The sequence below is a fragment of the Novosphingobium sp. genome (assembly GCF_030696665.1).
Taxonomy (GTDB): domain Bacteria; phylum Pseudomonadota; class Alphaproteobacteria; order Sphingomonadales; family Sphingomonadaceae; genus Novosphingobium.
In genome coordinates, this window is the sequence record NZ_JAUYRV010000052.1 from 167493 (window position 1) to 179851 (window position 12359).

Below are 12359 nucleotides of genomic sequence, written 5' to 3' on the forward strand. Positions count from 1 at the left end.
CCGGCTTGCTACCGGATCAATTGACCATGCGGTCACTGTTACCCCAATACGGTGCCCGCAGCGCCTTCTTGTCCATCTTGCCCGCTGCAGTGCGCGGAATCGAGTCTACAAACGTGACAGATTTTGGCGCTTTCACGCTGCCCAGCCGCTCCTTGGTATGGGCGATGATCTCGGCCTCGGTCATGCCATCGGCCACGACCACCGCGTGGACCTGTTCACCCCACTTTTCGTGCGGAATGCCAAAGACGCACGCTTCACGAACCGCAGCAATTTCCGTCACCGCCGCTTCAACCTCGGCGGTGAACACGTTGAACCCGCCTGACACGACCATGTCCTTCTTGCGGTCAACGATATAGAGGTAACCGTCCGTGTCAAACTTGCCGACATCGCCGGTGTGGTGCCAGCCGAACTTGCGGATTTCGGCAGTTTCTTCGGGCTTTTCAAAGTAGGAATGCGTCACCAGCGCGCCGCGGACGCAGATCTCGCCCGCTTCACCCAGCGGCACTTCCTTGCCATCATCGTCCAGCAGCGCCACCGTGATCGAGCGCGTCGGCTTGCCGCACGACGCAAGCTTTTCGGGCGCGGATACCGCAAACTTCGCCACGTCCTCGGGCGGGAACCACGCCACGATCATCGGGCATTCGACCTGGCCGTAGGACTGGCACATGGCAGGGCCGAACGCCTCGACCGCCTGCCGCAGCTTTTCCGGGCTGCACGGCGAACCGACGAGGATGAAGATGCGCAAGCTGGAGTAGTCGTGGCTGCCCAGTTCCGGCGAGGCGAGCAACTGATAGAGCGCAGTTGGCGGCAGGTACATGTGCGTGACCTTGTACTTCGCAATGGTGCGCAGCACGACTTCGGCGTCGAACCCCGGCAGGATCACTTGCGTTGCGCCAAGGCTCATCGTTGAAAGTGCAACCGGCCCTGCCGCGTGCGTGATCGGCGCGGACACCAGCGCCACCGGATCATCGGTGCGCCCACCCATGCCATCGGCGGAGGTTTCAATCATCGTGCCCCAACCAAGGTTGGTGACATTTGCGCCCTTGGATGGGCCGGTGGTGCCGCCGGTGGGGAAGATGCCAACCATGTCCATCAGATTGCCGAAAGCGTCGACTTCCGGCTCAACGAAGTCCGCTTCGGAAACGCCTGCCATGAATTCGTCAAGGCTGGGATCATCGCCGATGCGCTTGTCGAGGCAGACGAAGTGCTGAAGCGTGGGGCACAGCGCCTTGAGCTGTTCAACTTCGTCGGCCTTGGACGAATGATAGACCATCCATTTCAGGCGCACGTAATTGATATAGGCGGCATTGGCATCGATCGCGTTTCGCGTGTTGACCGGAACCCACTTGCCGTTGGCACGCCACATGGCCAGCAGCGCAACCAGCAGCATGCCATCGTTCGGCCCATAAAGGCCAAGCAGATCCTGGTTTTCGAAGCCGCCCTTTTGCAGCGCCGCGGCGATGCGCACGGAAAGCGCCTTCGTCTCGGCAAAGGTCAGCGAAAGGCCGGTGTCTGTGTCGACAATCGCAAGCCGCTGCGGGTTACGATCATGGCCACGGTCAAAGTAATCGATAGCGCGCACTATTTATCCCCAACGGTTGATTTCTGGCCCCGGCGCCCATGCGCGGAGCGGTTCTGGAACGGTAGCTTTGGCCAATGCCGCCTGCACGGACGGGCGTGCGGCAACGCGGGCCAGCCATGCTTGCGTATGCGAAGCATCGGCAAAAGCGGCGGCCTGAAGCGTCTGCATTCCGGCCAACCAAGAGTACGTGACAAGATCGGCGATGGAAAAGCTGCCCATCAGCCAATCGCGACCGTCCGCCAGCTGCTTCTCACAACGCTCGACCGCAGCCGCGACCTTCGCCTCGCTATCGGCAATCTGCGCGGCATCGATTTTGCCGTCATGCAAGTCCTGCCAGCGCTCACGCAGGTCATCTGAAACGATGCTGCTGGCCAGCGCTCCAAAAGCGTCAGCCGGAATTGCCGCGATAGCATCTTGTGCGTTTGCCATGTTGCCCAGCAACGCAGCAGCCGGTGACAGCCGCTCGGTGATCTGGCGGCACCACATCATCATTTCCCAGCGCGCATAGGCATCGGCGGGCTGCAACCCGGCACCGCCAGCGGCCTCGTCAAAGTATTGCGCGAGGAACACAGACTCGGTCATCGCCTCACCATCGACCATCAGCACCGGGCCTTCGCCCTCGATACCAAGGTCCAGTGCGATGGACTCGGTCACGCCAGACAACGCATGGCGCTCGCCCGCCAGCAGATCGATGTGGCGGCATTCAATGGTAACGCCGGATTCAGCCAGCGCGGCAAGGACAGTCAGCGAAGCGCCGTTCGGCTCGCCGTGATAGAGAACAGCGCTCATTCTTCGATCTCCGCCATGATGAGGCCATAGCGGCTGGCAAGGTCCGTCTTGCCCATCGCCCAGGTCTTTTTCACTGCATCGCGCGCATAGACCCGCTTGAGCCAGCGCATGATGTTTGGCGTCTTGTCCTTGCCCGCAAGATCGGGCTGCGACAGGGGGAGCGAATAGGTGCTGTTGAAGATGTTGATATCGGCCAGCGTGTACTGGTCGGATCCGACGTAGGGCCGCTTGCCCAGTTCCTCTTCCAGCTTGGCAATGCCCAGACCGACACGGCGGCGGCTTTCAGCCATCTCAGTTTCCGAAAACGCGCCGCTGATCGCCTTGCGCCACGCCACCCGGCGTTCGGGCAAGGGAATGCGTTCGATCGCAGCATCAAGTTCGGCCGGATCGCGCTGGCGGACCATTGGCCCGACGAACACGCTCCAACCGATCATCGAGAAGCTGGGGCCAAGCCACTGGTCCATGAACTTCATCCACCAGCGCACGCGCCAGCTGTCCTGCGCATCAGCGGGCATGAGATCAGGCCCATCGAAGCGGTCATTGACGTATTCCATGATCGCAGTGCTCTCAGTGAGCACCAGACCATTGTGCGTCATTGCCGGGATTGTGCCTTGCGGATTGATCGCAAGGTATTCCGGCTTGTGCTGATCGAACAGCAACATATCGGTATAACGGCTGACAAAGGGCACGCCCTTTTCCATCAGCGCCAGCATGGGCTTGCCCGAATTTGCGTTCGGCTCCCAGTGATAGAGGGTTACCTCGTCCATCGCCTCGCTTTGCCTCTCTCCCGATTCCGCCTTGTGACGGAATTTTGTTAGTAACACATACTAAATCAGCGGGAGCGCGGGTCAAGCCCGCATACCTTTAATTTTCGTATCCCCGCTATGGCCGTTGCGTGGCCAAGTGCATCACGCAGATTCGGAGCGTTTCACTCGGTGCAACGCTGATGCACAGCAAAAAGGGCACGCCCCGCAAAGGACGTGCCCCTTTCGTTTCCAGACACCTGTCGCGAGGGATCAGCGCGCGGTCATTGTCCAGCGGAAGAGATGCGTGCGGCCTGAGAGCGGCGATGCAACACGCATTTCTTCCTCGAGTCGCAAGCCCTGCTCCTCAAGTTGTCCTCTTAGCGCAGTCCAGTCGCTCCAGCGTGTGAGGCCGGTCACGCTTTGCGGGGAACCCAGCACACGCCATGCTTTTTCAAGCCCCTGCGCCAGATCGATCGGCGCTGCACCGCCCGTTGTCGCAACAAAGGCCAGAGATTCCGGGATGCGGCTGTCAAACACCACCAGCGGTGCCTCGCCAAGGCTGGCGGCGACCGCTGGCGCGGCGATGGCAGAACCTGCCAACGCGCTGCCTTTGAGCATGGAGCGACGGGACAGGCGCATCAGCCTGCCTTTCCGAGGTAGGCCGCCACAGCGTCAAGCTCAGCGTCGGTCAGGTCCACCTTGGTCTGCTGCGGCATCGCGCCCTTGCCCATCCGCACGACCGCTTTCACATAGTCAGCGGTCAGATCGTCACGGTTGGAAAGCAAGCCCTTTGCCGGCGGGTTGCCCGCCATCATCTGCTGCTTGGTCAACAGATTGGTGCCCATGCCGCCAACGAGGTGACAATAGCCGCACTGCGCTTCGAACACGGTCTTGCCATCGCGGCCCGGCTTCAACCGGTCACCTTCAGGCGCAACCGGCCGCAGCATATAGGGCGGCATTGGTGGTGGGCCTCCGGCAGGGGGCGCAGCATAAGCAGCCGCACCAATCGCCACCAATGCAGCGGCAATAACGATACGCTTCATATCAGTTGCCCCCCTTGTAAGCAGAGCCGCGCTTGTCGGCATAGGCGGCGGGCCAGACGCCCTGCTTGCCCGGCGCGATGATGCCGTTGGGGTCGAGCGCGGACTTCACTTTCTCGTCGAACCGGCGCAGCGCGTGGTTGTTGAAATCGAAGGTTTCCATCACCGGGTCCATCCACCCCAGATGCGTGCGGTATTCGGCATAGCCCGCCTTGGCCGTCTGGACGATCAGCGCGTCGAACAGCTTGCGCATCTTGGCGACTTCATCCGCATTGTCCCGGTCATACATCAGCATGTTGACGTTATTGGCAAAGCGTCCGCCGATGGTGAAGCTGGCGTAGAAATCGACGTCGAAATCGGCGATGATCTTGCGGCTCAGCGCCATCTGATCAAGCACATGCTTGCCCGTGGCCGGAACCACCGGCGAAAAGCCCATGTGCGCCCCGCGCCCGCCGATCCAGTCCGACATCTGCAACGGCACGGCGGACGGCACGCCCATCGTCGTTTCATACTGCCCGATGGGATCGCCCTGCCGCCACCAATGTTCCTGCGGCGCAGCATCAAGGTTGCGCTTCATCGCCGCCTTGACCACTTCGGCCCGCGCCTTGACCACCGGCTCTTCGCCATAGAGCCGCAGCGCGACCTGCCAGTAGCCCAGCTTGTGCTCCTTGAGCAGTTCGTCCACGCGCCAGTCCGGAATGGCCGATGGCTTGTCCCAGAAATCCTTGCGCTGGCCTTTCAGCACCATCTTGCCCAGCCACGAAGGGATGAACACGTTCTGGTCGATCAGGCCCGAAATCTTGAGCGGCGTGATCGTATCGATCACCCAGCCGATGTCCTCAACCTTGGGAATGTCCCACACGATCTCCAGCGAGGTTTCGGGCGCTGGCTGCAACCACACGCCCGCCCGCGTCACGATACCAAGGTTCGATTGCGAGAACGCCAGATCCCACGTCGGGCCATAGCTCATAGGGAAAAGGTGGAACGCCGGGTTGCCCGCCATCGCGCCCATGCCGGTGCGCACCAGATCGCCGTCGGGTAGCACCGCCTCGATCCCGCAAAGGTTGCGCGCGTGCAGGCCATAGGAGGTGTAGCCGATGCCGTGTTCAAGCGCATTGCCCAGCACTGAACCCCAGGCATTGCCGGGGACCGAAAGCCATAGCGGTGCCTTCTCACGCTGGATCTGGTCGTAAAGATCAAAGAACCCCACGCCCGGTTCAACCACGCAGTAGGCCAGCTTGTGATCCAGCTCGAGCACCTTGTTCATGCGCCCGAGGTCCATCACCACGGTGCCTTCCATGCGCGGCGCAGCGGTGCCGTACCCCAGATTCTTGCCGCGTGCGACAGGCCACAACGGCACCTTATGCTCGTTCGCCAGCCGCACGATCGCGCGCACTTCGTCCACGCTGGCAGGCGCGACGGCGGCCGATGCAGGCCACTCCTCGGTGCTGCCGGGAGCGTATGTATCGGCATAGGCATCGCGGTCGGCGTCGGTGTCCATCAGCCATTCCTTGCCGACGACACCGGCAAAGGCGGTCATCGCAGACTGGAACTGCTTCGGGCTGACGCGGGGCGGAAGGTGAAGCTTCACCGGCTGGATTCTCCCATGTGTTTTTCTAACAATTGTTATTGTTATGCGACTTTGCGACCGCTTGGTCAAGCCGTCACGTCAGCGCGTAATACTTCACGTAATTGCCGTCCGGTTTGCGCTCGCCCACGCCAATGAAGACGTGCCGCGTCAGCCAATCGTGCTTGCCCCGGCTGGTCTCGAACGTCGGCTGTGCCCGCAGGTAGTATTCGGCATGGGGCACCGGCTCACCCCCGGCGAAGGCCCAGGCGCGCAACCGGTCCATCGTCCCCGGCTCACGCCCCCACAGAAAGCCCTTGTTCTGCATATAGATCAGCGTGCCGTCATCCTCCTCCAGCACATATCGCGCATCGAACGCTGCCGTATCGTCAGGCCGGAAGAAGGCATAGTCGCCGCCCGAATTGGGCACAGCCCTGCCTTTCAGGCGCGGCCCTTCGAACTCACCCTCGTCAACGTAGACCGCACTGCGCATGCCGCCCGATGGCAGGTCGGGCACCATCTGCACGCGGGTGAAGCGCAAGCGGCAGGCAAACGCGAATTCGAGGCGGGGATTGTCGAGTGTGGAGAAGTCCATTCAGCAAATCCTTTCAAGCCACGCCACATCCCGCACCACACTTCTCGTCGTCCCGGACTTGATCCGGGACTTGGCTTTTCTTTCCAACGCCGAAAGAAAAAAGCCCTGCCCCGGATCAAGTCCGGGGCGACGGTGTGTGTTGGCGGTGGTGGCGTCGTGCATCAATAGTTCGACAAAATCGTCAGGCTCGGCCCGTCGAGCGGCTTTCCGGCCTTCTGTTTTTCCAGCTCATCCTTGCGAGTCTGCGACTGCAGATCGATCAGGTAAGCGTGGATCGCATCGGCATCCTCGGTGGAGAGAATATCGTTCCAACGCGGCATCCCGTTCGGCACCAGCAGGCCCTCCATCACGATCTCGCGGAACATCTCATGGCTGGCAGGCTGCATCCGGCGCAGGTCCGGGGTGATCGAGCGTGGCTGGTTGGCGTGGCAGATGGCACAGTTGCCGAAGAACAGCCCTTGCCCGCGCGCGATGGTCGCTGCGGCAACGCCCGTGGCCTGCGCAGGCGGTGCTGGCGCAACTTCCAGCGCGGGCCGCATATCCGGCATAGGCACGTTGCCGCCGCCCAGCTTGAACACCAGCAACCGGTTCATGTTGCTGCGGCTATAGGCCGCCGAATAGCGCGGCACGAACGGATAGCCGCCCCCGCCCCAACCGGCCATGACCGCGATGTACTGCACGCCGCCCACCTCATAAGTCATGGGCGCGGCCATGATCGCGGTGCCGGTGTCGATTTCGTGCAGCAGCTTGCCGGTCTTCGTCTCGCGCACGAACAGCTTGCCGGTCACACCGCCGTGGATCGTCAGCCCGCTGGCAGTGGTCAGCACCCCGCCCCGGTCCTGCCAGCCAGCGGTATCGGCGGCCCACACCGTCTTGCCGGTAAGCGGATCGATGGCGCGGATTTGCGCGCTGGCTGGGTTCTTCAGCGCTTCGGCATAGGCGGGCGTCTTGCGCACTGCATCGCCGAATGCAGGCGGAAAGCCCGCCAGCGCTTCCTTCACGTCGGGCGTGAAGATCAGCGCCGCATCGTTGTTCAGCCCGCGCGCCTTGTGGGGCTTTTGCCCCTCGGTCATGAAGATCAGGTTCCCCATATCCAGCACCGCGCCGATATACAGCCCGGTTGCCGGGTCATAGCTGGCCGGATGCCAGTTGCGCGCCCCCGTGGTGGCGGGGAACACGATCTTTGGGCCAGTGGTATAATCGGCGGCTTCGGGATCGAGGATCGGGCGGCCGGTCTTTGGATCGATGCCCTTGGCCCAGTTGGTCCGCACGATGGGATTGGCGCGCAGCAGCTTTCCGTCGCGCCGATCAAGAATGTAGAGGAACCCGTTCTTGGGCGCATGCAGCACCACCGGGCGGTCTTCGCCATCCACTTTCATGCGGGTGAAGATCATCGGCTGCGTGGCGGTGAAATCCCAGTTGTCGCCGGGGGTTTCCTGATAGTGCCACCTCATCCGCCCGGTCTTGGGATCAAGCGCGACAAGGCTGGCAAGATAAAGGTTATCGCCGCCTGCGGGTGACCGCTTGGACGTGGCATAGGGCCCGCCGTTGCCGGTGCCGACGATGACCAGCCCGGTTTCCGGATCGAAGGCAATTGCATCCCACGGAGAGCCGCCGCCGCCGATATCCCAGCGGCTGTTCGGATCCCACGTCTTCAGTGCGGCTTCGAGTTCCGGCGTTTCCTGCGGACCCAGCTTGGGATCATGCGGCACCACGTGCCAGCGCCAGCGCAATTTGCCCGTTTCCAGATCAAGCGCGGTGACATAGCCGCGCACATCGTATTCGGCCCCGCTCATGCCCACGACCACAACGTCGCCCGCAATTTCTGGCGCGCCGGTGGAATTGTCACCGCGCTTGCGATCCTCGATGAAGTCGGTCTTCCACACCACCGCGCCGGTTTTGGAATCCAGCGCATACATCCAGCCATCGAGAGCCGCGACGAAGACCTTGCCGCGCGCCACGGCCACCCCGCGATTGACCATATCGCAGCAGACGGTGCGGTTGACCTGCATGTCCACCTCAGGCTCGAACCGCCAGAGTTCCTTGCCCGTTGCCGCATCGAAGGCATAGGCACGGCCCGTGGTGCCAGACGTGTAAAGCACGCCATCCATCACCACCGGCGTCGCTTCCTGCCCGCGCAGGGTGCCGAGTCCGGCCTTCCATGCAAGGCCAAGCTGGCTCACGTTTTCGGCGGTGATCGCGGTCAGGCGCGAATGGTGCGTCTTGCCCATGTCGCCGCCGGGGCTGGTCCAATCGCTTCCGGCACCCACTTGCGGCGGCGAGGCGGCGATGGTGCAGGCTGCCAGCACCAGCGCTCCTGCTGCCAATATCCCCTTTTTGGCAAACCGCATCACAGGGAATCCCACGGGCTGGGCATGCGATAGGGCACGGTGATGAAGTTCGCCTCGATCTGCTCGATCATGCCGTGATCGATCTTGAACAGTTCGGAGATGTAGAAGCTGTGCGGCCGCAGCACCGGGCTTTTCACGGTGCGCCCATCGGTCAGTTGGAATTCGCGCAACCGGCCCGAATGGTCGATGAAGCCGAAGGCCAGCACCAGCCCGCGCTCTTCATCCACCAGCGGAAAGCGGCGCGCGCGCAGATCGTCGTCATAGCGGTAGTTGCCCATGCGGAACTGCTCTTCGCAGCCCAGCGCCGATACTGGCACGATCTTGGCAAAGTCCGGGTTGCGCGTGGTCTGGACGCCGTTTTCCACGCGGTTGCAATCGGGGTGGAACTTCGTGTGGATTGTGCCGTCGTTGCGCTGGAGCGTATCGAAATAGCCATCGGACAGGCGCACCATCTCTTCGCGGGAAACCGGCGCTTCCGGTTCACGGTGCAGGATCGGCTTGTCCCAATAGCGGCAGTTTTCGAACTTGATGCCGCTGTCGGACTGGCGAACGATCAGCATTTCACACTCGGCAATCTGGCCTGCCTCATTCAGGCCGAGGCGCAGCGTGAAGGCGGATTCCTCGATGGGTTCGATGACCGTACCGAAATAGCCCACCTGCCGCGTCTTCACATCAGCAAAGCGCAACTGGTAATCGCCCAGCCGGTCAATCGTGCCCCAAACGCCATCGCCGATTTCCAGCATGACGTTGTTCTCACTGTGATTCGCTTGCCTCGCCCAGTCGAGCGAATGGGGATCGCGGGCGTTCAGCGCGGCCAGAAAGCGGTCCAGAACGGCGTAAAGCTCGGCGCGGGTCATCACTTCTCCCAAAGGCAGCATTGAGGCTTTGACGGCCTTCTCATCACAAGGCATACTCTACCAAATGTTATAAATAAAGGGGAGAGAAGCCATGCCGCGCAACGCGCAGGAACAGGCCAATCACGATCTGGTGCTGGAGATGTACCACAAGGTTCTGATCGCGATGGATAGCAGCGCGGTGGACCGCTATATCGCACCGGAATACGTGCAGCATTCCTCGCTGGCCGAACCTTCGGTGGCAGCATTGAAGAGCTTTCTCGATCGCGTGCGTGCAGAATCCCCCGATGCCACGCAGACCATCCACCGCAGTTTCGTCGACGGCGATCATGTCATCACGCACACCCACGTGGTGCGCTGGCCGGGCGACGCCGGGCTGGCCGTGGTCGATATCTTCCGCGTGGCCGATGGTCTGATCGTGGAACACTGGGACGTGATCCAGGATGTGCCGGAAAATCCGGTAAACCCCAACAGCATGTTTTGAAGGGAAAGATTCGATGCGCCTTTTCACCACCGCAATTGCGTTTGCGCTGATCGCCACCGCCGCGCAGGCTGAGGAATGCAAGCTGACGCCCAAGGAAGTTGTCAGCCAGTTCATGGACGAATTCTACATGCAGAAGAAGGTCCGCTCCTCATTCGAAAAGTGGGTCGATCCGGGCTATATCCAGCACAATCCCTTTGCTGCCACCGGGCGCGATGCGGCGATTGCCTTTCTCGAACCGTTCGTGGCCAACAACCCTACGCAGAAGACCAAGATTCATCGCGTGATCGCCGATGGCAATATCGTGGCGGTGCACAGCCACGGATGGAACGAAACGGGCGATGCTGCGGCCAAGCGCGGGTTTGCGGTGGTCGACATCTTCCGCGTCGAAGGCTGCAAGGTGATGGAGCATTGGGATGTCCTCTCCCCCGTTCCCGAAACCGCCGCCAACACCAACACGATGTTCTGAGGCGGTGTTGCGGTTCGATAACAAGTGCGTGCTGATCCTTGGCGGAACCGCCGGGATCGGCCTTGCCGCCGCGCGGATGTTCGCGGCCGAGGGTGCGAAGCTGGCGGTCACCGGGCGAAACACCGATGCTCTGCGCGCAATTGCCGAGGAGCTGGACGCCCTGTGCATCCGTTCCGACATGGCAATCCTGAACGACACCGAGAAGGCCCTGAACGACACCGAGGAGGCTCTGGGCGGCATCGACGTGCTGTTCGTGAACGCCGGAGTGGGCGGTTTTGCGATGGTGCCCGATGTCACGCCGGAGTTCTGGGATCAGATCCACACCGTCAACTTGCGCGGCGCGTTCTTCGCCGTCCAGAAGGCCCTGCCGCTGATGCGCGATGGCGGCTCCATCGTCATTACCGGTTCCATCGGATCGATGGCGGCGGTGCCCGGAAACGTGGCCTATGCCGCCGCCAAGGCCGGTTTGCGGGCGATGGCGCGGATCGTGGGCAAGGAACTCCTGCCCCGCCGCATCCGCGTCAACATGGTCAGCCCCGGCCCTACCGACACCGAGATTTTCAAACGCGATGCCAGCGAGGCGGAAATTCAGGGAATGCGCGACATGCTCTCGTCCGTCGTCCCCATCGGCCGCATGGGCACGAGTGAAGAAGTGGCACGCGCGGTGCTGTTCCTCGCCAGCGAAGAAGCGAGCTTTATCAATGGCGTAGACTTGTGCGTCGATGGCGGGTGCATCGAATTGGGGTAGGCCCACCCCCGGCCCCTCCCGCCTGCGCGAGGGGAGATGGGGCTATTGCGGCCCGCCCTGCTTGGCAGCTTCGGCCAGCGTGCTGCCGGTCTTGTCGGGCAGGGTCCAGATGATCAGGTTCATCACCATCACGCCTGCCAGCGTGAGCATCAGGACGGAACGCTTGCGCTCCCCCCGCCGCAGAAGGAACACTGCGCCACCCACGAGGGCGACGGCGGCGAGCATCAGCAGGGAAAGCGCAGTGTCGAGCATCCGGCTCCGTTAGCTGCCGAAGATGCCCTTGGCCATACCAGCAAGATCATTGATCGGATTGCCGTCGCCGTCCTTGTCAAGAAAACCGGTGACTTTGCTCAGGGCTTCAGGGCTTTGGCCAAGCATCGAAGCGAAGCTGGCGAGCGAGCCTTCGCCGCCGATGTGGCCGACGATTTCCTGCAGTTTCGACGCATCCAGCCCGGAGCTGGCGGCGGCGGTTTCGATCGTGTCGTTCTTCGACTGGTGCCCGGCAGCCAGCGCGGCGATGGCGTTTTCAGCCATGGCGGGATCGAGACCGACTTTGGCGGCAAGGTTCTTGATGTCGACGTTTTGCGTCACTTGACCAAGGATCGAATCAAACAGGCTCATTGCATTACCCTCCACAGCGGAAGCCGGGAACCATAGTGGCCTTGCGGGAACTTGCCAGCGGTGGATGGGTTCAATCCGGTTCGCAAATCGCCTTCAACTGGTCGGCACAAACCCCCCAGCCCTCTTCGAAGCCCATGTCGGCGTGGCGCTTCATGTCATCTTCGGTCCAATGGCGCGCGCGGGCAGTATAGCGCGTGCCTTCGCCTTCGGGTTCAACTTCCCAAATGCCGATCATGAACGGGCCGGATGGCATGAAGTCCCCCGTCACCGCGTCCGTCGTGACAAAACGTCGCCCCTCGTCCCAGGCCAGAAACAGGCCGTTGTGCGGCATTTCCTCGCCATCGGGACCATGCATGACCATTTCCGAACGCCCACCGGCCCGGCGCTCCTGCGCCACCATCGTGATGTACCAAGGCTTGGGACACCACCATTCCTCCTGCCGGTTTACCATGACGTCCCAGACCTGTGCTGGCGGGGCGGCGATGTGACGGGTGACGGAAAGTTCGTGCATATCGG

15 protein-coding genes are annotated in these 12359 nt (G+C 62.0%); 3 read left to right on the forward strand and 12 right to left on the reverse strand.

Annotated elements, in window-relative coordinates:
• Positions 1 to 16 precede the first annotated feature (16 nt).
• From Q8R81_RS17190 to Q8R81_RS17230, 9 genes are all read right to left on the reverse strand, one after another.
• Positions 17 to 1582, reverse strand: a complete 1566-nt coding sequence (locus Q8R81_RS17190; protein ID WP_305619742.1) for a class I adenylate-forming enzyme family protein — start codon at positions 1580 to 1582, stop codon at positions 17 to 19.
• Positions 1583 to 1585: 3 nt separating this feature from the next.
• The gene (locus Q8R81_RS17195) at positions 1586 to 2371 is read right to left on the reverse strand and encodes a glutathione S-transferase family protein (RefSeq protein WP_305619743.1); all 786 of its coding nucleotides are present in this window, start codon (positions 2369 to 2371) and stop codon (positions 1586 to 1588) included.
• On the reverse strand, positions 2368 to 3138 hold the full coding sequence (locus tag Q8R81_RS17200) for a glutathione S-transferase family protein (protein WP_305619744.1): 771 nt from the start codon (positions 3136 to 3138) through the stop codon (positions 2368 to 2370). The genes Q8R81_RS17195 and Q8R81_RS17200 overlap by 4 nt, the downstream gene beginning before the upstream one ends.
• Positions 3139 to 3387: 249 nt before the next feature.
• Positions 3388 to 3756, reverse strand: coding sequence for a hypothetical protein (locus Q8R81_RS17205; RefSeq protein WP_305619745.1), 369 nt, complete (start codon positions 3754 to 3756; stop codon positions 3388 to 3390).
• On the reverse strand, positions 3756 to 4160 hold the full coding sequence (locus Q8R81_RS17210) for a cytochrome c (RefSeq protein WP_305619746.1): 405 nt from the start codon (positions 4158 to 4160) through the stop codon (positions 3756 to 3758). The genes Q8R81_RS17205 and Q8R81_RS17210 overlap by 1 nt, the downstream gene beginning before the upstream one ends.
• A gap of 1 nt (position 4161) precedes the next feature.
• Complete coding sequence (locus Q8R81_RS17215; protein WP_305619747.1) at positions 4162 to 5748, reverse strand: FAD-binding oxidoreductase; 1587 nt, start codon at positions 5746 to 5748, stop codon at positions 4162 to 4164.
• A gap of 73 nt (positions 5749 to 5821) precedes the next feature.
• Entirely contained in the window at positions 5822 to 6319 is a 498-nt protein-coding gene (locus tag Q8R81_RS17220; protein ID WP_305619748.1) for a DUF3237 domain-containing protein, read from the reverse strand.
• A gap of 161 nt (positions 6320 to 6480) precedes the next feature.
• Complete coding sequence (locus Q8R81_RS17225; protein ID WP_305619749.1) at positions 6481 to 8670, reverse strand: PQQ-dependent dehydrogenase, methanol/ethanol family; 2190 nt, start codon at positions 8668 to 8670, stop codon at positions 6481 to 6483.
• Entirely contained in the window at positions 8670 to 9527 is an 858-nt protein-coding gene (locus Q8R81_RS17230; protein WP_305619750.1) for a hypothetical protein, read from the reverse strand. Before Q8R81_RS17230 ends, Q8R81_RS17225 begins: the two co-directional genes overlap by 1 nt.
• Before the next feature lie 91 nt (positions 9528 to 9618).
• On the opposite strand from Q8R81_RS17230, the gene Q8R81_RS17235 reads away from it, so the two are divergent.
• Genes Q8R81_RS17235 through Q8R81_RS17245 form a run of 3 tightly spaced genes read left to right on the forward strand, consistent with a single transcriptional unit; the run spans position 9619 to position 11222 of the window.
• On the forward strand, positions 9619 to 10008 hold the full coding sequence (locus Q8R81_RS17235; protein WP_305619751.1) for a nuclear transport factor 2 family protein: 390 nt from the start codon (positions 9619 to 9621) through the stop codon (positions 10006 to 10008).
• A gap of 13 nt (positions 10009 to 10021) precedes the next feature.
• Complete coding sequence (locus tag Q8R81_RS17240; RefSeq protein WP_305619752.1) at positions 10022 to 10474, forward strand: nuclear transport factor 2 family protein; 453 nt, start codon at positions 10022 to 10024, stop codon at positions 10472 to 10474.
• A gap of 4 nt (positions 10475 to 10478) precedes the next feature.
• The gene (locus Q8R81_RS17245; RefSeq protein ID WP_305619753.1) at positions 10479 to 11222 is read left to right on the forward strand and encodes an SDR family oxidoreductase; all 744 of its coding nucleotides are present in this window, start codon (positions 10479 to 10481) and stop codon (positions 11220 to 11222) included.
• 42 nt (positions 11223 to 11264) lie between these two features.
• On the opposite strand, the gene Q8R81_RS17250 is transcribed toward Q8R81_RS17245, so the two are convergent.
• The 3 genes from Q8R81_RS17250 to Q8R81_RS17260 all read right to left on the reverse strand — a co-directional run bounded on the left by Q8R81_RS17250 (position 11265) and on the right by Q8R81_RS17260 (position 12354).
• Positions 11265 to 11474 carry a hypothetical protein gene (locus tag Q8R81_RS17250; protein ID WP_305619754.1) on the reverse strand — a complete coding sequence of 70 codons (210 nt, stop codon included), beginning with the start codon at positions 11472 to 11474 and terminating at the stop codon, positions 11265 to 11267.
• A 9-nt stretch (positions 11475 to 11483) separates the two neighbouring features.
• The gene (locus Q8R81_RS17255) at positions 11484 to 11843 is read right to left on the reverse strand and encodes a hypothetical protein (protein WP_305619755.1); all 360 of its coding nucleotides are present in this window, start codon (positions 11841 to 11843) and stop codon (positions 11484 to 11486) included.
• A 70-nt stretch (positions 11844 to 11913) separates the two neighbouring features.
• Positions 11914 to 12354 (reverse strand): SRPBCC family protein, encoded by a 441-nt coding sequence (locus tag Q8R81_RS17260; protein WP_305619756.1) that lies wholly within the window; start codon positions 12352 to 12354, stop codon positions 11914 to 11916.
• Positions 12355 to 12359 lie beyond the last annotated feature (5 nt).

Coding starts and splice junctions, on each gene's coding strand:
- Q8R81_RS17195 (WP_305619743.1), bottom strand. CDS start 2,371: ATGAGCGCTGTTCTCTATCACGGCGAGCCGAACGGCGCTTCGCTGACT.
- Q8R81_RS17205 (WP_305619745.1), bottom strand. CDS start 3,756: ATGCGCCTGTCCCGTCGCTCCATGCTCAAAGGCAGCGCGTTGGCAGGT.
- Q8R81_RS17230 (WP_305619750.1), bottom strand. CDS start 9,527: ATGACCCGCGCCGAGCTTTACGCCGTTCTGGACCGCTTTCTGGCCGCG.
- Q8R81_RS17220 (WP_305619748.1), bottom strand. CDS start 6,319: ATGGACTTCTCCACACTCGACAATCCCCGCCTCGAATTCGCGTTTGCC.
- Q8R81_RS17255 (WP_305619755.1), bottom strand. CDS start 11,843: ATGAGCCTGTTTGATTCGATCCTTGGTCAAGTGACGCAAAACGTCGAC.
- Q8R81_RS17260 (WP_305619756.1), bottom strand. CDS start 12,354: ATGCACGAACTTTCCGTCACCCGTCACATCGCCGCCCCGCCAGCACAG.
- Q8R81_RS17250 (WP_305619754.1), bottom strand. CDS start 11,474: ATGCTCGACACTGCGCTTTCCCTGCTGATGCTCGCCGCCGTCGCCCTC.
- Q8R81_RS17210 (WP_305619746.1), bottom strand. CDS start 4,160: ATGAAGCGTATCGTTATTGCCGCTGCATTGGTGGCGATTGGTGCGGCT.
- Q8R81_RS17240 (WP_305619752.1), top strand. CDS start 10,022: ATGCGCCTTTTCACCACCGCAATTGCGTTTGCGCTGATCGCCACCGCC.
- Q8R81_RS17235 (WP_305619751.1), top strand. CDS start 9,619: ATGCCGCGCAACGCGCAGGAACAGGCCAATCACGATCTGGTGCTGGAG.
- Q8R81_RS17200 (WP_305619744.1), bottom strand. CDS start 3,138: ATGGACGAGGTAACCCTCTATCACTGGGAGCCGAACGCAAATTCGGGC.
- Q8R81_RS17225 (WP_305619749.1), bottom strand. CDS start 8,670: ATGCGGTTTGCCAAAAAGGGGATATTGGCAGCAGGAGCGCTGGTGCTG.